This window comes from Caballeronia sp. LZ035 (genome assembly GCF_031451175.1).
Classification (GTDB): domain Bacteria; phylum Pseudomonadota; class Gammaproteobacteria; order Burkholderiales; family Burkholderiaceae; genus Caballeronia.
On record NZ_JARUXS010000001.1, the window covers coordinates 172,119 to 196,836 of the forward strand.

General features: G+C 61.1%; 22 protein-coding genes. All 22 read right to left on the reverse strand.

The window, feature by feature from the left end:
- Positions 1-295 precede the first annotated feature (295 nt).
- A complete protein-coding gene (locus tag QCE88_RS00830) occupies positions 296-2,026 on the reverse strand; it encodes an AMP-binding protein (protein ID WP_309898354.1) in 1,731 nt (576 codons plus the stop codon).
- Positions 2,027-2,338: 312 nt separating this feature from the next.
- Positions 2,339-2,764 (reverse strand): F0F1 ATP synthase subunit epsilon, encoded by a 426-nt coding sequence (locus tag QCE88_RS00835; protein WP_309810880.1) that lies wholly within the window; start codon positions 2,762-2,764, stop codon positions 2,339-2,341.
- Positions 2,765-2,843: 79 nt separating this feature from the next.
- Entirely contained in the window at positions 2,844-4,238 is a 1,395-nt protein-coding gene (gene atpD, locus QCE88_RS00840) for a F0F1 ATP synthase subunit beta (RefSeq protein WP_309898356.1), read from the reverse strand.
- A gap of 38 nt (positions 4,239-4,276) precedes the next feature.
- Positions 4,277-5,161: a F0F1 ATP synthase subunit gamma gene (gene atpG / locus QCE88_RS00845; RefSeq protein ID WP_309898358.1), complete on the reverse strand. Its 885-nt coding sequence runs from the start codon at positions 5,159-5,161 to the stop codon at positions 4,277-4,279.
- Positions 5,162-5,225: 64 nt separating this feature from the next.
- Positions 5,226-6,767, reverse strand: a complete 1,542-nt coding sequence (gene atpA, locus QCE88_RS00850; RefSeq protein ID WP_309829633.1) for a F0F1 ATP synthase subunit alpha — start codon at positions 6,765-6,767, stop codon at positions 5,226-5,228.
- Between the two features lie 70 nt (positions 6,768-6,837).
- On the reverse strand, positions 6,838-7,380 hold the full coding sequence (locus QCE88_RS00855) for a F0F1 ATP synthase subunit delta (protein ID WP_309810895.1): 543 nt from the start codon (positions 7,378-7,380) through the stop codon (positions 6,838-6,840).
- Between the two features lie 2 nt (positions 7,381-7,382).
- Positions 7,383-7,853 (reverse strand): F0F1 ATP synthase subunit B, encoded by a 471-nt coding sequence (locus QCE88_RS00860; protein WP_309829637.1) that lies wholly within the window; start codon positions 7,851-7,853, stop codon positions 7,383-7,385.
- Between the two features lie 132 nt (positions 7,854-7,985).
- Positions 7,986-8,255: a F0F1 ATP synthase subunit C gene (gene atpE / locus QCE88_RS00865; RefSeq protein WP_007180033.1), complete on the reverse strand. Its 270-nt coding sequence runs from the start codon at positions 8,253-8,255 to the stop codon at positions 7,986-7,988.
- A gap of 106 nt (positions 8,256-8,361) precedes the next feature.
- Positions 8,362-9,213, reverse strand: a complete 852-nt coding sequence (atpB, locus tag QCE88_RS00870) for a F0F1 ATP synthase subunit A (protein WP_309898361.1) — start codon at positions 9,211-9,213, stop codon at positions 8,362-8,364.
- Between the two features lie 176 nt (positions 9,214-9,389).
- Positions 9,390-9,923, reverse strand: a complete 534-nt coding sequence (locus QCE88_RS00875; RefSeq protein ID WP_309898363.1) for an ATP synthase subunit I — start codon at positions 9,921-9,923, stop codon at positions 9,390-9,392.
- 223 nt (positions 9,924-10,146) lie between these two features.
- Positions 10,147-11,283, reverse strand: coding sequence for an SLC13 family permease (locus QCE88_RS00880; RefSeq protein WP_309898365.1), 1,137 nt, complete (start codon positions 11,281-11,283; stop codon positions 10,147-10,149).
- A gap of 12 nt (positions 11,284-11,295) precedes the next feature.
- The gene (locus QCE88_RS00885) at positions 11,296-12,198 is read right to left on the reverse strand and encodes a ParB/RepB/Spo0J family partition protein (protein WP_309898367.1); all 903 of its coding nucleotides are present in this window, start codon (positions 12,196-12,198) and stop codon (positions 11,296-11,298) included.
- 46 nt (positions 12,199-12,244) lie between these two features.
- Complete coding sequence (locus tag QCE88_RS00890) at positions 12,245-13,024, reverse strand: ParA family protein (protein ID WP_309898369.1); 780 nt, start codon at positions 13,022-13,024, stop codon at positions 12,245-12,247.
- Between the two features lie 75 nt (positions 13,025-13,099).
- Positions 13,100-13,765, reverse strand: a complete 666-nt coding sequence (rsmG, locus tag QCE88_RS00895) for a 16S rRNA (guanine(527)-N(7))-methyltransferase RsmG (RefSeq protein WP_309898371.1) — start codon at positions 13,763-13,765, stop codon at positions 13,100-13,102.
- On the reverse strand, positions 13,762-15,726 hold the full coding sequence (gene mnmG, locus QCE88_RS00900) for a tRNA uridine-5-carboxymethylaminomethyl(34) synthesis enzyme MnmG (RefSeq protein ID WP_309898374.1): 1,965 nt from the start codon (positions 15,724-15,726) through the stop codon (positions 13,762-13,764). Before mnmG ends, rsmG begins: the two co-directional genes overlap by 4 nt.
- A gap of 157 nt (positions 15,727-15,883) precedes the next feature.
- Complete coding sequence (locus tag QCE88_RS00905) at positions 15,884-16,627, reverse strand: ABC transporter ATP-binding protein (protein ID WP_309898376.1); 744 nt, start codon at positions 16,625-16,627, stop codon at positions 15,884-15,886.
- Positions 16,628-16,638: 11 nt separating this feature from the next.
- Positions 16,639-18,423 (reverse strand): branched-chain amino acid ABC transporter ATP-binding protein/permease, encoded by a 1,785-nt coding sequence (locus QCE88_RS00910; RefSeq protein ID WP_309898378.1) that lies wholly within the window; start codon positions 18,421-18,423, stop codon positions 16,639-16,641.
- Between the two features lie 4 nt (positions 18,424-18,427).
- Positions 18,428-19,483, reverse strand: a complete 1,056-nt coding sequence (locus tag QCE88_RS00915; protein WP_309898380.1) for a branched-chain amino acid ABC transporter permease — start codon at positions 19,481-19,483, stop codon at positions 18,428-18,430.
- Between the two features lie 142 nt (positions 19,484-19,625).
- On the reverse strand, positions 19,626-20,798 hold the full coding sequence (locus tag QCE88_RS00920) for an ABC transporter substrate-binding protein (protein ID WP_309898383.1): 1,173 nt from the start codon (positions 20,796-20,798) through the stop codon (positions 19,626-19,628).
- Positions 20,799-21,122: 324 nt separating this feature from the next.
- The gene (locus tag QCE88_RS00925; protein ID WP_409017994.1) at positions 21,123-22,289 is read right to left on the reverse strand and encodes an ABC transporter substrate-binding protein; all 1,167 of its coding nucleotides are present in this window, start codon (positions 22,287-22,289) and stop codon (positions 21,123-21,125) included.
- A gap of 504 nt (positions 22,290-22,793) precedes the next feature.
- Positions 22,794-23,765: a branched-chain amino acid ABC transporter permease gene (locus QCE88_RS00930; RefSeq protein WP_309903299.1), complete on the reverse strand. Its 972-nt coding sequence runs from the start codon at positions 23,763-23,765 to the stop codon at positions 22,794-22,796.
- Positions 23,765-24,649 carry a branched-chain amino acid ABC transporter permease gene (locus tag QCE88_RS00935; RefSeq protein ID WP_309898385.1) on the reverse strand — a complete coding sequence of 295 codons (885 nt, stop codon included), beginning with the start codon at positions 24,647-24,649 and terminating at the stop codon, positions 23,765-23,767. Before QCE88_RS00935 ends, QCE88_RS00930 begins: the two co-directional genes overlap by 1 nt.
- Positions 24,650-24,718 lie beyond the last annotated feature (69 nt).

Here is a 24,718-nt window from a genome sequence, read left to right on the forward strand (position 1 = left end):
GCGCGTTTCCGGTGGTCGGCAATCGCCGAAGCTCACTTTTGGGGCATCTCTGCTGGGATCGTTCTTCGAGTTTCGTACTCGAAACATCTCACCTTTGGTCTCCTCGCGCTAACCCCGTAGCGTGTGGTTTTTAGCGGGCTCCAGGCCCGCTTTTTTTTTGCCTGAACAAACGTTTGCGCCGTTTGAGTGCTTCAATCGCGCCAGCCGCATCGACGTTTGGTCCAAAGACAGAAGGGAGCGCACTGCGCTCCCTTCTCGTTTCTGACGGTGTCTCCTGGCCGAATTGTCCACGTCGTCAGGCGGTTCGGCTCTCCGAAAGCTTCAGTTCGTCGACCATGCGGGCCCGCATGACAAACTTTTGTACCTTGCCGGTTACGGTCATCGGCAGGTCATCGACGAAACGAATGTAACGCGGCACCTTGTAATGCGCGATCTGGCCCGCGCAAAAATCCCGTATTTCTTCCTCGCTCAAATGCTCGCCCGGACGCGCGACGATCCATGCGCACACTTCCTCTCCATACTTCTGGTCGGGAACACCAAAAACCTGGACCGACTGCACCTTTGGATGGCGAAACAGGAATTCTTCGATCTCACGCGGATAGATGTTCTCGCCGCCTCGAATCAACATGTCTTTCAGGCGGCCGACGATGTTGCAATAGCCCTCGGCGTCGAGCGTGGCGAGGTCGCCGGTATGCATCCAGCCATCGACTACGGTTTCGCGTGTCTTCGCTTCGTCGCCCCAGTAGCCTTTCATCACCGAGTAGCCGCGCGTGCAGAGCTCGCCCGTTTCGCCGACCGGCACGATCTCGCCCACCGGATCAACGATCTTCACTTCAAGATGCGGCTGGACGCGTCCGACGGTCGTCGTGCGCTTGTCGAGCGGATCCGTGGTCGAACTCTGGAAAGACACCGGGCTCGTCTCGGTCATACCGTAGGCGATGGTGATCTCGCTCAGATGCATCTTCGACACGACCCGCTTCATGGTCTCGATCGGGCACGGCGAGCCGGCCATGATTCCGGTGCGCAGGCGGCTGAGATCGAACGTACCGAAATCCGGGTGATCCAGTTCGGCAATGAACATGGTCGGCACGCCGTGCAGCGCCGTGCATTGCTCTTCGTGGACGGCGGCGAGCGTCGCGCGGGGATCGAAGGCCTCGCCGGGAAAGACCATCGCGCAGCCCGTCGAGACGCATGCAAGCACCGCCAGCACCATGCCGAAGCAGTGGTACAGCGGCACTGGAATGCACAGTGAGTCTTGCTCCGTCAGCCGCATGGCCATCGCGATGTAGCGCGCGTTGTTGACGATGTTGCGATGTGTGAGCGTCGCGCCCTTCGGGTTGCCAGTCGTGCCGCTCGTGAACTGGACATTGATCGGATCGTCGGAATGGAACGCCGCTTCCAGCGCGTCGAGCTTCGCCCGGTCGAGTTGCTCGCGGCCGCGGCGCATCACGTCGGCGAAGTTGAGCATGCCGGGACTGCTCGCGTCGCCCATGCGAATCACCGCGCGCAAGTCGGGCAACTTGTCGGCGCGCAGTGCGTTGGGCTCGGCATGGGCGAGTTCAGGCGCGAGCGACTCGAGCATCTCCAGGTATTTCGACGACTTGAACTGCTCGGCGGCGATGATGGCCTTGCAGCTGACCTTGTTCAGCGCGTATTCCAGTTCGGCCAGCCGGTACGCCGGATTAATATTCACCAGCACGGCACACATGCGAGCCGTGGCGAACTGCGTCAACAGCCATTCGGCCCGGTTCGGCGACCAGATTCCCACCCGATCGCCCGCCTCGACGCCCAGCGCCAGCAGTCCGCTTGCGAGCGCATCAATCTCGTCGGCGAACTGACGCCACGTCCAGCGGATGCCCTGCTCGCGAAACACCACAGCGGGGCGATCCGGAAAACGGCGCACGGTGTCGAGCAGGAAGCGCGACACGGTTGCTTCGCTCAAGGGGATATCGGTTGCACCGCGCACGTAGGACACGCCGTCGCGCGGTTCGACCTGCGCACCCGCCTGCGTCTGTTCAGTCGCCATCGATCACTCTCCGCCTGGATAGTTCGCCGCCCTCTGCTGGACGTAGTGTGGCTTGCCGCTGTAAGGGCCGATGAAAGCCATTGTGCATGGCGATCTTGCCGACAGACATTGAGTGTTTCCCCGCAATGCGGCGCGAAGATACCTCGCGCGTTGCCGGGAACGTCGATGAATCAAGGGTCTATGGAACAGCGGGCCAGACCTCGCACATCCGATATGCAGAAATGGCCCAACACGCAGCCCGAATCGAGCATAAAAAAGGCAGCCCGAAGGCTGCCTCTTGTCGCTGCTGAGCACGCAAAAGCGTGTTGCGTGTCAGTGCTTCGCGTGTACCTTGCGCAGACGCTGAATCGCCGCGAGCTGCGCTGTCGCGTACGCCAGTTCCGCTTGCGCGGTGGCGTATTCGAGTTCGGACTTGTTGTCCTGCATTGCTTCTTCGGCGCGCTTCTTCGCCTGCTCTGCCTTCGCTTCGTCGAGATCGGCGCCGCGAATGGCGGTATCGGCGAGTACGGTCACGATGCCCGGCTGGATTTCGAGAATCCCGCCTGCAACGAACACGAACTCTTCCGAACCGTCCTCCGCCTCAATGCGCACCGCGCCCGGCCGAATGCGCGTGATGAGCGGCGTGTGGCCCGGCAGAATGCCGAGTTCACCCGCTTCGCCCGGCAGCGCGACGAACTTCGCCTGGCCCGAGAAGATCTGCTCTTCCGCGCTGACGACGTCTACCTTGATGGTTGCCATATGTGTCGACTCCTGTCGGTCTGTGTATTTCGTGGACGCCGCTGCACAGCATTGGCGTCCGCCTGAAATAACCCGACCTTTACTGGATCTTCTTGGCCTTTTCGAAGGCTTCGTCGATCGTGCCGACCATGTAGAACGCCTGTTCCGGCAGATGATCGCATTCGCCTTCGACGATCATCTTGAAGCCGCGAATGGTTTCCTTCAGCGGCACGTACTTGCCCGGCGAGCCCGTGAACACTTCAGCGACGTGGAACGGCTGCGACAGGAAACGCTGGATCTTCCGCGCACGCGCGACCGACAGCTTGTCTTCCGGCGACAGTTCGTCCATGCCCAGAATCGCGATAATGTCGCGCAGTTCCTTGTAGCGCTGCAGCGTTTGCTGCACGCCGCGCGTGATCGAGTAGTGCTCTTCGCCGATCACGTTCGGGTCGATCTGACGCGAGGTCGAATCGAGCGGGTCCACGGCCGGATAGATACCCAGCGAAGCGATGTCACGCGACAACACGACGGTTGCGTCCAAGTGGCCGAAGGTCGTAGCCGGCGACGGGTCGGTCAAGTCATCCGCAGGGACGTACACGGCCTGAACCGACGTAATCGAGCCGGTCTTGGTCGACGTAATACGCTCTTGCAGCTTGCCCATTTCTTCAGCCAGCGTCGGCTGATAGCCCACTGCCGACGGCATACGGCCGAGCAGTGCCGACACTTCCGTGCCTGCCAGCGTGAAACGGTAGATGTTGTCGACGAAGAACAGCACGTCGAGGCCTTCGTCACGGAAGTGCTCGGCCATCGTCAGGCCGGTCAGCGCGACGCGCAGACGGTTGCCCGGCGGCTCGTTCATCTGGCCGTAGACCAGCGCGACCTTGTCGAGAACGTTCGAGTCCTTCATTTCGTGATAGAAGTCGTTCCCTTCGCGGGTACGCTCACCCACACCGGCGAACACGGAGTAACCGCCGTGTTCCTTCGCGATGTTGTTGATGAGTTCCATCATGTTCACGGTCTTGCCCACACCGGCGCCACCGAACAGACCCACCTTGCCGCCCTTCGCGAACGGGCAGATCAGGTCAATAACCTTGATGCCGGTTTCGAGCAGTTCCGTGGACGGCGACAGTTCGTCGAACGCCGGCGCCTTCTGGTGGATCGAACGCGTGGTTTCCGCGGTGATCGGACCGGCTTCGTCGATCGGACGGCCGAGCACGTCCATGATGCGGCCCAGCGTCGGCTTGCCAACCGGCACGCTGATCGGCTTGCCCGTGTTCTTGACCATCGTGCCGCGGCGCAAACCGTCGGAAGCACCCAGACAGATGGTGCGAACCACGCCGTCGCCCAGCTGCTGCTGGACTTCGAGCGTCAGTTCGGTGCCTTCCAGAATGAGCGCGTCGTAGATCTTCGGCATCTCTGCACGCGGAAACTCCACGTCGATAACGGCGCCGATGCACTGTACGATCTTGCCTTCTACCAAAGCAGTGGTACTCATCGCATTTCCTTTAGATACTGTGTTCTTTCACGCGGCCATCAGACCGCTGCGGCGCCGCCGACGATTTCCGACAATTCTTTCGTAATCGCGGCCTGGCGGCTCTTGTTGTAGACGAGCTGCAGTTCGTTGATCACGGTCTTCGCGTTGTCGGACGCGGCCTTCATCGCGACCATGCGCGCGGACTGCTCCGACGCCATGTTTTCCGCGACAGCCTGATAAACCAGCGCCTCGACGTAGCGCACGAGGAGCTCGTCCACCACGGTCTGTGCGTCCGGTTCGTAGATGTAGTCCCACGAAGTCTTCGGCGTAACGCCGTCTTCATCCTTCGCGTGGAGGTCATCCACCGACAACGGCAGCAACTGCTCGATCACCGCTTCCTGCTTCATCGTGTTGACGAAGCGCGTGTACGCCAGGTACACCGCGTTGATCTTGCCTTCCGAATACAAGTCGAGCTGCACCTTGATCGCGCCGATCAGCTTTTCCAGATGCGGCGTGTCGCCCAGTTGCGTGACTTGCGACACGACCTGCGCCTTCAGCCGGTTCAGGAAGCCCAGACCCTTGCCGCCGATCGCCGACGCTTCGATCTTCACACCGCTCTGATCGAGTTCCTTGATCTTGTTCAACGACATGCGCAGCACGTTCGTATTCATGCCGCCGCACAGACCCTTGTCGGTGGTGACGAGGATCAGGCCGGCGGTCTTCGCACCCTTGTTCTCCACCATGAACGGATGGCGATACTCGGGGTTGGCCTTGCTCATGTGCGAGGCGATTGCGCGGACCTTGTCGGCATACGGACGGGCGGAACGCATGCGTTCCTGGGCGCGGCGCATCTTCGATGCGGCGACCATTTCCATCGCTTTGGTGATCTTGCGCGTGTTTTGCACGCTCTTGATCTTGCCGCGAATTTCCTTCATTCCAGCCATTGCTTACTCCCTGATCGAAGCGGCGCGATGTTGTTCAACATCGCGCGTTGCCTCTCTATCCCGATCAATAAGCGCCCGACTTCTTGAAGTCCTTCAGCGCAGCATGCAGTGCGCCTTCGTCGTCCTTCGCCAAGTCCTTGTTGTCTTCAATGCGCTTGATCAGATCGCCGTGGCTGGTCTTCAGGAATTCGCGCATGCCCTTTTCGAAAGGCAGCACTTGCGAAACTTCCAGGTCGTCCAGGTAGCCATTGTTCGCCGCGAACAGCGACACAGCCAGTTCCCACACTTGCAGCGGCTGATACTGCGGCTGCTTCAGCAGTTCCGTCACGCGGCGGCCGCGCTCCAGCTGCTTGCGGGTGGCTTCGTCGAGGTCCGATGCGAACTGCGCGAACGCGGCCAGTTCACGATACTGCGCCAGGTCGGTACGGATACCGCCCGACAGCTTCTTCACGACCTTCGTCTGAGCCGCACCGCCAACGCGCGACACCGACACGCCCGCATTGATCGCAGGGCGGATACCGGCGTTGAACAGGTCGGTTTCCAGGAAGATCTGGCCGTCGGTAATCGAGATCACGTTCGTCGGAACGAATGCGGTCACGTCGCCGGCTTGCGTTTCGATGACCGGCAGTGCCGTCAGCGAACCGCTCTTGCCCTTTACTTCGCCGTTGGTGAACTTCTCGACGTACTCTTCCGAGACGCGAGCCGCACGCTCGAGCAGACGCGAGTGCAGATAGAACACGTCACCCGGATACGCTTCGCGGCCCGGCGGGCGGCGCAGCAGCAGCGAGATCTGGCGATACGCCCAAGCTTGCTTGGTCAAATCGTCATAAACGATCAGGGCGTCTTGACCGCGGTCGCGGAAGTATTCGCCCATCGTGCAGCCGGCGTACGGCGCGAGGTATTGCATCGCGGCCGATTCCGAAGCCGAAGCCGCCACGACGATGGTGTATTCCATCGCGCCGGTTTCTTCGAGCTTGCGCACCACGTTCATGATCGACGAAGCCTTCTGGCCGATCGCGACGTAGATACAGAACAGGTCCTTGCCCTTCTGGTTGATGATCGCGTCGACGGCCACGGCGGTCTTGCCGCACTGACGGTCGCCGATGATCAGCTCACGCTGGCCGCGGCCGATCGGCACCATCGCGTCGATCGACTTGAGGCCCGTCTGCACCGGCTGCGACACCGACTTACGCCAGATCACGCCCGGCGCGATCTTTTCGATGGCGTCGGTCGTCTTCGCGTTGATCGGGCCTTTGCCGTCGATCGGGTTGCCGAGCGCGTCGACCACGCGGCCGATCATTTCCGGACCCACCGGCACTTCGAGAATGCGGCCCGTCGTCTTGACGATGTCGCCTTCCGAAATGTGCTCGTACTCGCCGAGAATAACGGCGCCGACCGAGTCACGTTCGAGGTTCAGCGCGAGGCCGAAAGTGTTGCCCGGAAATTCGAGCATTTCGCCCTGCATCACGTCCGACAGGCCGTGGATGCGCACGATACCGTCGGTCACGGAGATCACGGTGCCCTGGTTGCGAACATCCGCGCTCGCTTCAAGGCCCTGGATCCGGCTCTTGATCAGCTCGCTGATCTCAGAGGGATTGAGTTGCATTATTCGCTCCTGATAGTCAATTCTGTTGCATGCCCGTCAGAGACACGGTGATCGCGGGTTTCCTGAAAACTCACGCGGTCAGAGCCGTCTGCATGCGGGCGAGGCGCGCGCGGACCGAGGTATCGAGCACTTCGTCGCCAACCGTCACGCGAACGCCGCCGATCAGCGACTGATCCACCGTGACAACCGGCTTCAGCTTGCGCTGAAACTTGCGTTCGAGACTGGCGACGAGGTCGTTCAATTGTTCGCCTTCGAGGGGGAACGCGCTCACGATCAGCGCGTCGGCCGCACCTTCGCGGGCGTTCTTCAGCTCGTCGAACTGGACGGCGATTTCCGGCAGCAGCGGCAGGCGATGATTCTCGACCAGCATGCCGACGAAATTCTTCGCTTGAGCGTTGCCCTGAGCCAGCGGCGACTTCACGGCGGCGAGCAGCAGATCGATGATTTGCTGACGGTTCACCTTCGGGCTCGACGCGACCGATTCCACTTCGGGCAGACGCGCAACCTGTGCCAGCTCCTCGACGAAGGTGGACCAGCCCGCGAGATCGCCGGTTTCGGCCACGCGGAACAGCGCTTCTGCGTAAGGACGAGCGATGGTTGCAAGTTCGGCCATGATCAGAGCTCGGTTTTGAGTTGATTCAGCAGAGCGGCGTGAGCGTTCTGATCGACTTCGCGCTTCAGAATCTGCTCGGCGCCCTTGACGGCCAGCGCGGCGACTTCCGCACGCAGTGTTTCGCGTGCCTTGACGACTTGCTGGTCGGCGTCAGCCTTGGCTTGCGCGACGATGCGCGCCGCTTCGGCCTGAGCGTTTGCCTTGATTTCTTCTGCGACGGCGGCAGCACGCTTCTCGGCGTCAGCGATGCGCTGCTGGCCGTCGTTGCGTGCTTGCGCGAGTTCCTGGTCGACGCGCTTGTGCGCTGCTTCGAGTTCCGCTTTGCCCTTGTCGGCGGCGGCGAGGCCGTCGGCAATCTTTTTCGAGCGCTCGTCGAGGGCGTTGATCAACGGCGGCCACACGAACTTCATCGTGAACCACGCGAGGATCAGAAACACGACCATTTGCGCAAACAGGGTTGCGTTGAGATTCACGGTGTTTCCTTAAACGTTGCTTGATCGGAGGGAATACGGTTAAAAGGCGCTCATCGGCTTGTTGAGCTCGATCAGCGCCTCACCCGTTCCGTTCTGGCGTCTAGACAGGTCAGACGCACACTTCCGAGAACCTCAGCCTGCGAGCTTCGAGAGCAGCGGATTCGCGAACGCAAACAGCATTGCCACACCAACGCCGATCAGGAACGCCGCGTCGATCAGACCAGCCAGCAGGAACATCTTGGTCTGCAGCGGGTTCATCAGTTCCGGCTGGCGGGCGCACGCCTCAATGTACTTGCCGCCCATCAGGCCGATACCGATACAGGCGCCGATTGCACCCAGGCCGATGATGATGCCGATACCGATGGCGGTCAGACCCTGGATGTTGGCGATGAAAGCTTGCATGATCACTCCTTTGATTAAAGACTTTGGAACTGGATTTATAAAAATTGAAACTTGCGAAACCTAAACCTGAAAGCTTCCGGAACGTGCTGCTGCCGGGTTACGCAACTTAGTGCGAGTCATGCGCCTGGCCGATATACACCAGCGTCAGCATCATGAAAATGAACGCCTGCAACAGCACGATCAGAATGTGGAAGATTGCCCAGACCGTGCCCGCGACCACGTGGCCGATGAAGCCGAGCAACGACAGATCCGGACCGAACGACCACATGCTGCCCAGCAGGGCGATCAGCAGGAACAGCAGCTCGCCGGCGTACATGTTGCCGAACAGCCGCATGCCGAGCGAAACCGTCTTGGCGACGAACTCGATGATGTTCAGCGCGAGATTCGGAATCCACAGCAGCGGATGCGCGCCGAACGGAGCCGACAGCAGTTCGTGAACGAAGCCGCCTGCGCCCTTGATCTTGAAGTTGTAGTAGATCATCAGCACGAACACGCCGAGCGCGATGCCGAGGGTGCCGTTGAGGTCGGCCGTCGGCACGATGCGGTGGTGCGGCAGGACATGCTCGAGACCCAGCCAGCCGATCAGCCGGCCCGGCAGATCCACGGGGATGAAGTCGAGGGAGTTCATCAGGGCGACCCAGACGAACACGGTCAGCGCGAGCGGAGCGATGAAGCGGCGGCTGCCGTGGATCATCGACTTCGACTGGTCTTCGACCATCTCGACCAGCATCTCGATGGCGCACTGGAAACGGCCGGGAACGCCGGACGTCGCCTTGCGTGCCGCCAGTCCGAGAATGACGATGGTGAGGACACCGCATACGATCGACCAGAACAGCGTGTCGAGATTCCAGACGTGGATGTCGAAGATCGACGTCTGCGTATGCGTGGAAAGATTCTGCAAGTGGTGCGCAATGTACTCGGACGGATCCAGAGCGTGCGTTCCTTCGCTAGCTGCCATATCGTTAAAGCCACCCAAATTGTCAAAAATCTTTCGCCGCCTGCCGCTGCCGAGACGCCGCTTCGCGTCGCGTCTCCGGGCGGGAGGCCGGAGTGCGGAAACTGTTCCGCACCTGTTCATTCATGATGCTACTTGCAATCGGTGCTGCGGGCGCTTACCTGGGACGTCATGAAATGTCACCGCAGCGCCATGGCAACCCAGTAAGTCTTCAGAGCGATGATGTAGGTGACGAGCAACGGCAACCACAACGCGTTCTTGTACCCGTACGCGACAGCCACGAACATAGCAATCGTCGCTCCCATCTTGAGCGCCTCGCCGATCATCCAGCTCATAATCGTCTCCGCGCCGCTCTTTGCTTTCAGGCGCGCGGCGAACAAGGCACTCGGCGCCCAGCAGATCGCTCCTCCCAGGAAGGCTGACAGCGCAGCATCGCCCGGCGGCTTGTAGAACAGCCACCACAGCAGCGTCGCACCCAGGGACAAAACCATTTGCGCCGCCACGACCCGAAACGGCGTGACACGCGATGGACGACTCACTTCCGGGCCAAACAGCTTCTCTGCCTGATCCCGCGTGAGCGGAACGATATTGTTATCTTGCGCCTCGGCGTCCCACGACTCGCTCGACGTACTGTGCGGCTGATTTCCGGGGACGTGCGCAGCTTCGGTTGCATGCGCGTCCGGCGCTCGATTTTGCTCTCGCACCGTCTTCAAACCTTCAACCAAAAGTCCGGGGAAATCACCCTGCGCTTTCGCGGCGCTTTCGAGGTGGCCTAGCTGATAAATCCGGGCGATTGTAAGCGATTGTTGTCACGGATTCAATAGTTTAGGTGTGTCAAAAGGCAGTGAAAAAGCAGGCCGAAAACGTTCTCGAAAACGAGACTTTCCTTGCAATTGCAAGCAGATTCTCAAGTATTGGCAGAGGGCTCATCGGACGTTAAACGAGCGCCCATCCGATGACCATCGCCACGATCCAGAACGGGATGGATACGATATGAAACGGCGTCCACATGCCCTTCTCATTCGACAGTCTGACGGCAATGAGATTGGCCAGGGAACCGATCGCGATACCGAAGCCACCCACGCTCACGCCGTAGGTCAGCGCACGCCAGTCCTTCGAGAATTCAGCGAGCACGATGGCGGCCGGCACGTTGCTGATGCCCTGCGACAGCACGGCGCCCGCCGCGTACGCCCTGACGGGCGTGTCGATGCCAAGATGCGCGATGGCTTGGTGAATGACGGGCATCGCAGCGGCACTGCGCAACACGATGAACATCAGCACGAAGATGAGCAGCAGCAACCAGTCGATCCTGAAGACGACCTCACGACGCCAGAGCAGGAACCCGGCGGCAAGAACAGCGAGCGCGGGTCCGACATGATGGGCATCGGCGAGAAAGACGAACGCGGCGAACGCCACCGCACTGATCACGCACAGCACGCGATCCACCCGATGCTCGTCCACGTCGCTGGACAAGTCGAGCGCCTGGCCGCGAAACATCGCGAAGGTCACGATGGCCAGCAGCGCCATCAGCGCGGCGCACAGCGGCAGCATGGTCCACACGAACGCGCCGAATGCGACACCGCTCGTCTGCCAGAGAAAGAGATTTTGCGGATTGCCGAGTGGCGTGAGAATCGAGCCCGCATTCACCGCGAGCGCGATCACGATGACCAGCCGTTTGATCGGCAGCGGAGCAAGCTTGTGCAGCGACAGCGCGAGCGGCACGACCGCGAACAGCGCGACGTCGTTGGTGAGCACGGTGGACAGTGCCGCCGCGAGGGCAACCAGCAGCAGCGCGAGCGTGCGCTCGCCGTGGATGTGATGCACCAGCCGATGCGCTGCCCACATCAGGAATCCTGATAGTTCGATGGCCTTCGTCAGGATCAGAAGGCCCGCAAGCGTCAGGACCGTTTGCCAGTCGACGAGACCCGGCAACGACGGCCACGGCCGCGGCTGCACGACCTGCAGCACGGCCAGCGCGAAAACCAGAATGGCGAGGACCGGCTCCTTCGAGACGGTCCTCCAGATGCGTCCGATCCAGTCTAGCCGCGTACGTTTGACGTTGACCTCGGACACAATGCGCGTCCGTCAGGCAGTCGGCGTCGACGATTCGATGCTGCCGCGCAGCTTGCTCAGGATGCCTTCGAGCGAATCGAGCGTGCCGAAGTCGATCGTGACCTTGCCGCGCCCTCTTCCACCAACCTTGATCTTCACGTTGGCGGACAACAAATCGGACAGTTCTTCTTCCAGCCGGCGCGTATCGCGGCCGCCATCGTTCGCCACACGCGCTTTGGTCGTCGGCGCTTCCTTGGTCGTCGCCGCGACGAGACGTTCGGTTTCACGCACCGACAAGCGGCGATTCACCACATGGTTGGCCAGCTGGATCTGCGTGGCGGCGTCCACGGCCAACAGCGCGCGGGCGTGACCCATGTCGAGATCGCCGGCGAGGAGCATCGTCTGGACGGGCGTCGCGAGATTCAACAGGCGCAACAGGTTGGATACAGCGCTGCGGGAACGTCCGACCGACTCTGCCGCCTGTTCGTGCGTGAAGCTGAATTCATCGAGCAGGCGCTGGATGCCCTGCGCCTCTTCCAGCGGATTCAGGTCTTCGCGCTGGATGTTCTCGATCAGCGCCATCGCGGCCGCGGCCTGATCTGGCACGTTTTTCACGAGGACCGGTACTTCGTCGAGTCCGGCCAGACGCGCTGCGCGGAAGCGTCGTTCGCCCGCGATGATTTCGTAGCGGTTGTCGCCTACCGAGCGCACGAGAATGGGTTGCATCAGCCCCTGAGCACGGATGCTCGCTGCCAGCTCCTGGAGCGCGCCTTCGTCCATGCGCGTTCGCGGCTGGTATTTGCCGGCCTGCAGCTTGTCCAGCGCCAGCACCGAGGGCGTGCCTTCGCCGCGCACGGCTTCGGTGATGTCGACACTGCCGCCGAGCAATGCATCCAGGCCCCGGCCCAACCCCTTCTTCTTCATCACAGCGCTCATTTCGGTTCCTCCGTCGGCGTTCGCTGCCGCATCGAATGGGTGTTGCTCAGTTCACGTTAAGCGCGCGCACGCGCTCGATCATTTCCGTGCCGAACTGGATATACGCCTGGGCGCCGCGCGACGACTTGTCGAACACGACACCCGGCAGCCCGTAACTCGGCGCCTCGGCAAGACGCACGTTGCGCGGGATGACGACATCGAACAGCTTGCTGCCGAAGTGCTCCTTCAACTGGTCCGACACCTGTTGTTGCAGCGTGATCCGCGGGTCGAACATCACGCGCAGCAGGCCGATCACCGTCAACTCGCGGTTGAGATTGGCGTGAACCTGCTTGATGGTATTCACCAGGTCGGACAGTCCTTCCAGCGCGAAATACTCGCACTGCATCGGAATGACGACCCCATGCGCTGCACACAACGCGTTGAGCGTCAGCAGTGACAGTGCCGGGGGGCAATCGATCAGGACAAAGTCATAGTCATCGACTACCTCGGCAATCGCGGTGCGCAGTATGCGTTCGCGATTTTCCATGTCGACCAGTTCGACCTCCGCACCCGCCAGTTCCCGGTTGGCCGGCACCACGTCGTAGTTCACAGCATCGGGCCGCACGCGGGCGTCACGGACGGCCACGCCATCGACGAGCACTTCATACACGGTGTTTTCACAGGCCGCCTTGTTGATGCCGCTGCCCATTGTCGCGTTGCCCTGCGGATCGAGATCGATCAGCAGCACGCGTTGTCCGAGCCCGCCGAGGCTCGCTGCGAGATTGACCGCTGTCGTGGTCTTTCCAACGCCGCCCTTCTGATTTGCGACGCAGAAGATTTTTGCCATCGTTTAGTGTCCTCGTTATTCCGCTGTCAGAAGATCAGCGTGCCTGGATGGCGGATCGAACGGTGCGGCGAACCGTCATTCTGCTGCGACGGCAATTTCAATGAGATGTCGCTCGGCGTCGAGCATCGGTACCCTCAGACGCTCCATGCCGAGCACCGTTGCGCCCGCCGGAAGACGGGCGACTTCGGCATCGGGCCTGACACCTTTCATCGCGAGAATGCGCCCATCGACTTCGACCAGATGACGCGAAAGTGTAACGAAATCGGAGAGCTCTGCGAATGCGCGAGACACGATTACATCGAATTTTTCTGCTACTTCGACACCAGGGCGCAGCGCCTCGACTCGGCCCGTTACAACAGACAGATTGTCGAGGCTCAACTGGGCCTTGACCTGCGACTGAAAGGCACTCTTCTTGTGAACGATGTCGTTCAATGTCACACGCACGTCGGGCAGCGTAATCGCGAGCACGACACCCGGCAATCCGCCACCCGAGCCGACATCCAGCACCGTTGACGGACGGCGGGCAGATACTGCCGGGACGATGGCGAGCGAATCCAGGATGTGCTGGATCATCATCTGCTCTGGATCGCGGATGGCCGTGAGGTTGTAGACGGCATTCCACTTGCCCAGCAGCGCGACATAATCAAGCAGCTTCTGTTTTTGCTCAGGAGAAAGCGAGAGAGAGAGTTCGGCGGCGCCGTTGTCCAGCGTCGCCGCAAGCGAAGGTGCGCGTCCCGTCATTGAGCCGCCGTCGGGTTGCCTGTCGAGGATGCCTCTCCCGCCGAGCTCCGGCCGCGACGACCTGCGCCGCGCTTGAGATGAACCATCAGCAGCGAAATCGCCGCCGGCGTGATCCCCGAGATGCGCGATGCCTGCCCGATGGTTTCCGGCCGATGCTGCGTGAGCTTCTGACGCGCTTCAAACGACAATCCGCGGACTTCGTTGTAATCGAGCGCATCGGGCAGACGGGTATTTTCCTGTGCGCCGTTGCGCAGGATTTCGTCTGCTTGACGCTCGATATAGCCTTGATACTTCACGCCGATCTCGATCTGTTCCTTGATCTGCGCCAACAGCACTGGATCGTCCGAGAGTTCGGCTTCCGGCCCGCAATCGCCAGCAAGGAGCGCGCAGATGCCGTCATAGGAAACTTCCGGACGGCGCAAAAGGTCTGCGAGACTATATTCATGGTCGATCGGCTTACCGAGTAGTGCTATCGCCTCTTCCGCCGGCAGCGTTTTCGGATTAACCCACGTCACACGCAGTCGCTGTGTTTCACGTGAAACAGCATCACGCTTTCGACTGAAGGCATCCCAGCGCGCGTCATCCACCACGCCCAATTCTCTTCCGACCTCTGTCAAACGCATGTCAGCGTTGTCTTCACGCAGCGAAAGCCGATACTCCGCGCGGCTGGTGAACATCCGGTACGGCTCAGACACGCCACGCGTGACAAGATCATCGACTAAAACGCCGAGATAAGCCTGATCGCGTCGCGCCGACCACGCTTCTTTCCCTTGCACTTGCCGACCGGCGTTAATGCCAGCCAACAATCCCTGAGCCGCCGCCTCTTCGTATCCCGTCGTACCGTTGATCTGCCCAGCAAAGAAGAGGCCGTTGATCGCCTTGGTTTCAAGCGACGCCTTCAAACCACGAGGGTCGAAATAGTCATATTCGATCGCATAGCCCGGTCGAAGAATATGCGCATGCTCGAGGCCACGCATCGATCGGACGAGTTCGAGTTGAACGTCGAATGGAAGACTGGTCGAGATTCCGTTCGGATAAAACTCGTTTGTCGTAAGACCTTCCGGCTCCAGAAAAATCTGATGCGCGTCCTTGGATGCAAACCGGTGAATCTTGTCCTCGATCGACGGACAATAACGCGGTCCCACGCCCTCGATAACGCCGGTGTACATCGGCGATCGATCAAGGCCCGAGCGGATGATGTCATGCGTCTGTGCGTTGGTATGCGTCACCCAGCACGGCACTTGGCGGGGATGCTGCTCGACACGCCCGAGGAACGAGAAAACGGGAATCGGGTCGAGATCGCCGGGTTGTTCCTCCAACTGCGAGAAATCAATGGTGCGACCGTCGATTCGCGGAGGCGTACCGGTCTTAAGCCTGCCCTGCGGAAGCTTCAGCTCTTTAAGACGGGCAGAAAGCGAAACCGCTGCAGGATCACCCGCCCGACCGCCCACGTAGTTATTCAAACCCACGTGGATCTTCCCGTCGAGAAAGGTGCCCGCTGTGAGAACGACGGCACGTGAACGGAACCGTAGTCCCACCTGCGTCACCGCACCGACTACGCGATCGCCCTCCACCATCAGATCTTCTACCGCTTGCTGGAATAGCCACAGATTTGGCTGATTTTCCAGGCGATGACGTATCGCTTGCTTATAGAGCAGTCGATCAGCCTGTGCCCGCGTTGCGCGCACAGCGGGGCCTTTCGAAGAATTGAGGATGCGGAACTGGATGCCCGATTCGTCCGTCGCGGCCGCCATCGCGCCGCCGAGGGCGTCGACTTCCTTGACGAGATGGCCCTTGCCAATACCGCCGATGGACGGATTGCAGCTCATCTGCCCGAGCGTCTCGATATTGTGGGTCAGAAGAACGGTCTTGCAGCCCATGCGAGCGGAAGCGAGTGCCGCCTCAGTGCCCGCATGACCGCCGCCGACGACGATCACGTCAAATTCTGTGGGATAAAGCATTGGGGTCTCGTGTGCGAACGACACGATCCTGAAGAGAGAATAGCCTTGAATTATAACGGTTTCTTTTCTTCGTCGACTTCGCTACGCTTCCGCCGGGCGAAAAAAAGGCGTGTTTCACGTGAAACACGCCTTCGGAAACTAGGACAAATCGGGAAAACTAGGCCATCTTTTTGGATAGTCCGAGATAGGTTTCGATCACCTGCGGGTCATGCTGCAGGTCACTAGCTCTGCCTTCCATAGCGAACTCACCGGTTTCCAAAACGTAGCCATAGTCAGAGATCTGCAGCGCTGCACGTGCATTCTGCTCGATCAGCAGCGTAGCGACGCCGCTCTCGCGCAATGCGCTGATGATGTGAAAAATCTCTTTCACGATCAAAGGAGCGAGCCCGAGACTCGGCTCGTCGAGCATCAGCAATTGCGGCTTACCCATCAACGCCCGCCCCACTGCCAGCATCTGTCGCTCCCCACCCGACAGTGTGCCCGCCGCCTGCTTCCGTCGCTCCTTGAGACGCGGAAACAAGCGATAGACCTCATCGATCTGATCCAGGAAATTTCGATCGCCCGCACGCTTGCGCCGGTACGCGCCGAGAATCAGATTGTCTTCAACGGCCATCGTCGAAAACAGCTCGCGTTTCTCCGGCACAAGACACATTCCTCGCGACACCCGCCGCTCGATGGCCAGAGCCGACACCTCTTCGCCCAAATAACGCACTGAACCTTTGGCATGCCCAGAAGATGGCAACGCACCCATGATTGCATTCAGCAGCGTCGACTTACCAGCGCCGTTCGGACCGATCACGGACACGATCTGCCCCGCGCCGACGGTGAGCTTACCGTCGTGCAGCGCTTCCACCTTGCCATATCGAACCGACAACCCGTCCACCTGCAGAATTGGATTCATAACCTGCGACATCATTCCACCCCACCCAGATACGCTTCCAGCACCGCAGGATCCTTCTGCACGTCCACCGGTAACCCTTCTGCGATTTTCGTGCCGAACTCCATCACCACGAGTCGATCCGTGAGATTCATCACAAAATCCATATCGTGCTCGACGAGAAGAACACTCATCCCTTCTGCCCGCAGTTTGCGAAGCAGTTCGGCCAGTTGCTGCTTTTCCTGATAGCGCAAACCAGCAGCAGGCTCGTCGAGCAATAACAAAGTCGGATCACAACACAGCGCACGCGCGATTTCCAGGATCCGTTGCTGGCCGAGCGCCAGACTTCCTGCCTCGCTGTAGATATGCTTCTCCAGCCCGACGCGTCGGATCTGCTTGGCCGCTTCCGCCATCAGCCGGGCTTCCTCCGCCGCATTCAAGCGGACGATGCTTCGCCACACGCCCGTATTGCCCCGCAAATGCGCGCCGATCGCCACGTTTTCGAGCACCGTCATCCCGGGCAGCATCTTGACGTGCTGAAACGTCCGCCCGATGCCTCGCTTGACGATATCCCGCGACGTGAGCTTTTCAATGCGCTCGCCATGGAAGCTGATCGCGCCACTGGTTGCCTGCAACACGCCGGTGACGAGGTTGAACGTCGTCGATTTTCCCGCACCATTCGGACCGATCAGACCGATGATCTCGCCGGCCTTGACTTCGAAGCTCACGTCGTTGACCGCAACCAGCCCGCCAAATTGCTTGCGCGCCCTCTCCACGACCAGCAATCGTTCACCCGTCGCCGGTTTGCTGCGCTGCGGCAAAGCCTCTCCATGTTCCGGAACGTGTGCGCTGGGTCCGCGCGGGAAAAGACGAGCGACGAACGGCCATACGCCCTGCCGCGCGTACTGAAGCAGCAGCACCATCACAACGCCGAACACGATGATCTCGAAATTGCCGTTCGCGCCGATCAGCCTGGGCAACCAGGTTTGCAGATAGTCCTGCAGAACGGTGAGGGTTGTCGCGCCGAGAATCGCACCCCAGACATGCGAGACCCCGCCCACTACCGCCATGAACAGGAATTCGATGCCGTGGTTCAGGCCGAACGGCGTCGGATTGACGGCGCGCTGCAAATGGGCATACAGGAAGCCGGAAATGGCCGCCAGGACTGCCGCATAGACGAAGATGGTGACCCGCATCCACGCCGTGTTCACGCCCATTGCTTCGGCCATGGTGCCGCCGCCGCGCAGCGCACGAATGGCCCGCCCCGGCCGGCTATTCAGAAGGTTCTGAACCGAAATCACGGCAAGCAGCACGACCACCCAGATCAGGTAGTAGATACTCCTGCCGGATTCGAGCTGCCATCCGAAGACGTTCAGGACGGGAATGCCGTTGATGCCATCGTACTTGCCGAGCAATTCCATGTTGCCGAACAGATAGAACAGCGAAAGGCCCCAGGCAATCGTGCCGAGCGGCAGGAAATGGCCCGAGAGACGCATGGTGATCAGCCCGAGCAACAGTGCGATAAAGGCCGTCAGCACGACGCCCGCAATCAGCGCGAGCCACGGCGAGACGCCGTATTGCGTGGTCAGAAAGGCCGTTGCATAGGCGCCGACGCCCACGAACGCGGCTTGCCCGAAGCTCGTCATGCCGCCGATGCCCGTCAGCAGCACGAGCCCGATCGCGACAATCGAGTAGAGCCCGATGTAGTTCAGCAACGTGATCCAGTATTCCGGCACGGCGACGGGCCCGGGCAGCACCGGCAGCGAGAAGACCACCAGCAGGAACACCCAGAAGAATCGATATCGTTTCAGGAATTTCATGCGCTTACTCCTCGTCCTCATCCGTGTGCGGCGTTGCCAGGCTCCGCCACAGCAGCACCGGAATGATCAGGGTGAAGACGATCACTTCCTTATAGGCACTCGCCCAGAACGACGAATACGATTCGAGCAGCCCCACGAGCAGCGAACCGGCCGCCGCGAGCGGATAACTCACCAGACCGCCGACGATGGCCCCCACGAAGCCCTTCAGGCCGATCAGGAAGCCCGAGTCGTAGTAGATCGTCGTGATGGGCGCGACCAGCACGCCGCACAGCGCGCCGAGGCCGGCAGCGAGCGTGAACGCGAGGCGCCCGGCCTGCGTCGTGCCGATGCCGACCAGGCGCGCGCCCAGACGATTCACCGACGTCGCGCGGAGCGCCTTGCCGGAAATCGAGCGATCGAAGTAGAAGTAAAGCGCGACGATCAGCACCACTGCCGTGCCGACCACCCACAGGCTTTGCCCGGAGATCGACACGCCGCCGAGATCGAAGTTGGCATCGGAGAAGGCTGTCGTGCGCGAACCTTCCGCGCCGAACATCACGAGCCCGAGTCCCACCATCGCGAAATGCACGGCTACGGCGACGATCAGCAGCAACAGCGTGCTCGCCTCCGCGATCGGCTCATACGCGAGGCGGTAGACGAACGGTCCCATCGGCACGACGATCAGAAGCGTCAGAGCGATCTGCGCGATCATCGGCAATGTCTGGGGAGCGACCGCCTGGGTCAGCGCCCACACCGCCACCGGAAACAACAGATACTTGCCCGCCAGCACGGCCAACAAGCGTCCGATCTGGTGATATCGCGCAGGATGACGCACGATGCCGGCCACTTCGGCGAGGAAGCAGCCCACGCCCATCGCGATAAGGAGATAGCAGGTCGCCGGCAGCTTCTGCGTTTGCAGGGCCGCGAGCGTCAGCGCGCCGTACGCGACGAACTCGCCCTGTGGAATGAAAATGACACGCGTGACGGAGAACACGAGCACCAGCGCCAACGCCAGCAACGCGTAGATCGCGCCTGTGGTGATCCCGTCCTGCGCGAGAATCGCCGCAATCGATAAGTCCATACTTCCTCTTCAAAGCTTCTCGTGAAACAGGCGCACCGGAAGGGCGGCCTTGCATGCTCGAAGCGGCGCGCCGTTGCCGGTGCGCCGCTCCGTCATCTCAAAATTAAGACACACGAACGCGCGGTGATGCGCGTCGTGCGACTCAGTCGTTCAGCAACTTCCACTTCCCGTCGACGATCTGCACCATCACGCGCGCGCGGTCGTCGAAGCCGTTGTGATCGGTCGGGGTCGTGTTCATGATGCCGTGCGCGACCGGCAGGTCCTTCAGGTTTTCCAGCGCGGCGCGCAGCGCCTCGCGGAATTCCGGCGTGCCCGGCTGGCCTTTCTTGAGCGCCTCGGGAATGGCGCGCTGAAGCATCTGGCCGGCATCCCATGCATGACCGCCGAAGGTCGACAGCGAGCCCGCGCCATAGGCCTTCTCATACGCTTCCTTGTACGCGGCCGAGGACTTCTTCACCGGGTTGCTCGCCGGCAGTTGCTCGGTCACGAGCACCGGACCCGCGGGCAGGATCTCGCCCTCGCAATCCTTGCCGCACACGCGCAGGAAGTCGTTGTTGGCCACGCCATGCGTCTGATAGACCTTGCCCTTGTAGCCGCGCTCCTTCAACGCCTTGGCCGGCAGCGCCGACGGCGTGCCCGCGCCCGCGATCAGCACCGCATCCGGGTTCGCGCCCATCGTCTTCAAGACTTGGCCGGTCACCGACGTGTCCGTGCGGTTATACCGTTCGTTCGCGACGATCTTCAGCTTGTGCGCGGCCGCGGCCGTGTTGAAGACGTTGTACCAGCCGTCGCCGTAAGCATCCGCGAAGCCGATGAAGCCCACCGTCTTCACGCCATGTTTCTCCATGTAGCTCGCGATGGCATCGGCCATCAAGGCATCGTTCTGCGGCGTCTTGAAGACCCAGGCCTTCTTGGCGTCCATCGGCGCGATGATCGCGGCCGACGCGGCCATCGAGATCATCGGCGTCTTGCCGGACGCGGCGGGGTCGATCATCGCGAGCGAGTTCGGCGTGACCGTCGAGCCGACGATTGCATCCACATGATCCTCGTCGATCAACTTGCGCGTGTTCTGCACGGCGCGGCTCGTGTCCGAGCCATCGTCGAGCACGATCCACTCGACCGACTTGCCGCCGATTTCCTTCGGCAACAGCGCGACGGTATTTTTCTCGGGAATCCCAAGCGATGCCGCCGGGCCCGTTGCCGAGAGCGTCACGCCGATCTTCACCTGGGCATATGCCGCACCCGTACCGAGCAGCGCGCCGCCCGCAAGCGCGAGCGCCATGCTCGTCCTGATCCATGCCTTCTTCGTTTTCATTGCTGTCTCCAAACGCGACGTGCTCGTTTTGCCAACACGCACCCCAGCGGTGCGCTGCTGCGAGTTGTTATCGATGCCGCCTCTTACGGGCCAATCGAGCCAGGCCATGCAAAGGGCCGCCCCAATCTATTTACCGCCATACTGCATGCCAAGGCTGGTTTTCCCTGACCGTTGCGCGGCGTGTTGCCAGACTGCCCGTGAGCATTCTGCGAGGCTGTGCGCCCTCTTCTTTTCGCCGCGTCCTGCCCACTGCACCACACAGAAAAAAAGGCGCGTTCTGCTTCGACGCGCCTTGGTTTCCGAATCAGTTCACATACGATTCCGTCAGTTGCCCGAGAGCTTCCACTTGCCGCCGATGATCTCCACCATCACGCGGGCGCGTTGGTCGAGTCCGGAGTGATCGTTCGCGCTCATGTTGAAGATGCCGTGCGAGGCAGGCAGATTCTTCGTCTCTTCGATCGCCGCGCGCAGCGCTTCACGGAATGCCGGCGTGCCCGGCTGACCCTTCTTCAGCGCGAGCGGAATGGCGTGCTGGAGAATGAGCCCGGCGTCCCATGCATGACCGCCGAAGGTCGACACCGAACCCGCGCCATACGCGCCTTCATAGGCCTTCTTGTAGGTCAGCGCGGCCTGCTTCACCGGATTGCTGTCCGACAATTGCTCCGCGACCAGCAGCGGACCCGCCGGCAGGAACGTGCCTTCGCAATCCTTGCCGCACACGCGCAGGAAGTCGTTGTTCGCGACGCCGTGCGTCTGATAGAGCTTGCCCTTGTAGCCGCGCTCCTTGAGGGTCTTCTGCGGCAGCGCGGCCGGCGTGCCGGCGCCGGCGATCAGCACCGCATCCGGATTCTGCGACATCATCTTGAGCACCTGGCCCGTGACCGATGCATCGTTGCGTGCGAAGCGCTCGTTCGCGACGACCTTGATCTTCGCGAGGTCGGCGGCCTTCGAGAATTCCTTGAACCAGCTTTCGCCATAGGCGTCGCTGAAGCCGATGAACGCCACCGTCTTCACGCCATGATTCGACATGTGCTGTGCGATGGCGGTCGCCATCAGAATGTCGTTCTGCGGCGTCTTGAAGACCCACGCCTTCTTGGCATCCATCGGCTCGACGATGCTCGCGGCGGCGGCCATCGAGATCATCGGCGTTTGCGTTTCAGCGGCGATGTCGATCATCGCGAGCGAATTGGGCACCACGGTCGAGCCGACCAATGCATCGACATGATCTTCGCTCGTCAGCTTGCGCGCGTTCTTGACGGCCTGGGTGGAGTCCGTGGCGTCATCGAGCACGATGTACTGCATCTTCTGGCCGGCGACTTCCTTCGGCAGCAAGGCGATGGTGTTCTTTTCCGGAATGCCGAGCGATGCGGCCGGACCGGTCGCGGAGACCGTCACGCCCACTTTCACGTCCGCCCAAACCTGATTGCTGAATACCGCCGATAACCCGACAACGGCCATTGCGACCGCGTTGATGCGTGAAGCCAACTTCATTGATATGCGCCCCGTCATTCGTGTTTCTTCGTGATGAACTGCTCGCGAAAATGCCTTTGAATTGCGCTCGCCGCGAATTACCGACCAGCGGGTCGGGAAATGCAGTTTAGCGAGGCATGCGCTGCGCAGCAAGCGTTTTGAAGGCTCTCCCGTGCGGCTTTTCGCATTGTTTTTCAAGGCCTTGCGCAAGCATCTCGCGCAAGCCGGGAAGCCTCAGGGAAAACCCCGTTTAAAAATCGCCCGGCGAATTTAATCACATAATCGACGGGCAATAAAAAAAGCGCTGTTGGACTCATCCAACAGCGCTTTTCGGTCGGGCACTTAGTGCCTCATGTCTCCTCGTTCTCCACCTCAAAAATCTGGGTGCAACAGAACTAGACCGAATGTTAAAGAACGCAACAGTGCGCGACAACCTAGCATTTACCCTAGTGGTGCATGCAAGCACCTCAAAGGGGCGTATTTCTTGCAACACAACGCATGCGTCAAACCGCGAATCTGCGGGTTTCAGCCTTGCAGCGGACGGACTCGCGCGACGATTTCCCCGACAATGCCGCGCCGGAACGCCAGCACGCACGCAATGAAGATGACGCCAGTGACGATCGTCACGGACTCGCCGAGCGAGTTGAACCATGTCATGCCGGTGAGCCGTGCAAGACCGCCGCCGATGTCGCCGAGCCGGTCCTCCAGCGCGACGATGATCGCGGCGCCGAGCAGCGGCCCGAACATCGTGCTCATGCCGCCGACGAGCGTCATCAGCACGACCAGGCCGGACATGGTCCAGTAGGCGTCGCCGAGCGTCTCGAAGCCGAGCACGAGCGTCTTGGTGGCGCCCGCCAGCCCCGCGAGCCCCGCCGAGAGCACGAATGCCAGCAGCTTGTAGCGCGCCGTATCGTAGCCGAGCGACACCGCGCGCGGCTCGTTCTCCTTGATCGCGATCAGCACCTCGCCAAACGGCGAATGCACGATGCGCACGATCAGCGCGAATGCGAGCAGCATCACGACGAGCACGACGTAGTAGAGCGTGATGTCGCTGCCGAGGTCGATCATGTTGAACAGCTTGCCGCGCGGCACGCCCTGCAAGCCGTCTTCGCCGTGCGTGAACGGCGCTTGCAGGAACACGAAGTACACCATCTGCGCGAGCGCGAGCGTGACCATCGCGAAGTAGATGCCCTGGCGGCGGATCGCCAGCAGGCCGGCGACGAGCCCGAGCAATGTGGCCGCCGCCGTGCCCGCGATCACGCCGAGCTCGGGCGTCAGGCCGATGGTCTGGATTGCATAACCGGCGACGTAACCGGCGGTCGCGAGAAACATCGCGTGGCCGAACGAGAGCAAACCGGTATAGCCGATCAGCAGGTTGAAGGCCGCCGCGAACAGCGCGAAACACAGCACCTTCATCATGAAGAGCGGATACACACCGACGAACGGCGCCACGATCAGGCCGATCAGCAACAGGCCGTAGAGCGCTTTTCTCTGCATCATTTTTCCTTGCCGAAGAGTCCTGCCGGGCGAATCATCAACACGATCGCCATGATGACGAAGACGACCGTCGCGGACGCTTCCGGATAGAACACACGCGTCAGGCCCTCGATCACGCCGAGCAGCAGGCCAGTGAGGATCGAGCCCATGATCGACCCCATGCCGCCGATCACGACCACCGCGAACACGGTGATGATCATTGACTGGCCCATCAGCGGCGACACCTGGATCACCGGCGCGGCCAGCACCCCGGCGAAGGCTGCGAGCGCCACGCCGAAGCCGTAGGTCAGCGTGATCATCAGCGGCACGTTGACGCCGAACGCCTCGACCAGCTTCGGGTTTTCCGTGCCCGCGCGCAGATAGGCGCCCAGGCGCGTCTTCTCGATCACGAACCAGGTCGCGAAGCACACCGCCAGCGACGCCACCACGACCCACGCGCGATAGTTCGGCAGGAACATGAAGCCGAGGTTGGTCGCGCCGGACAACAGCGACGGCACGTCGTAAGGCTGGCCCGACGAGCCATAGATGGAGCGGAACACGCCCTCGACCACGAGCGTCAGCCCGAAGGTGAGCAACAGCCCGTAGAGATGGTCGAGCTTGTAGAGCCAGCGCAGCATCGAGCGCTCGATGACCATGCCGAACAGTCCGACGACGAGCGGCGCGAGCACGAGCATCGCCCAGTAGGGGATGTTGAAATACGAGTAGCCCATCCACGCCAGCATCGCGCCCAGCATGAACAGCGCGCCGTGCGCGAAGTTGATGACGTTGAGCAAGCCGAAGATCACCGCGAGACCCAGGCTCAGGATCGCGTAGAACGAGCCGTTCACCAGCCCGAGCAGGAGCTGGCTCAGCATTGCGGCGAGTGGAATGCCAAAAATTTCCATTGAACCTGCCGTCAGAAACGTGTTGACGCGGTTGCGGCGGCGGAAGTCCTCACCGGACGCCCGCCGCGC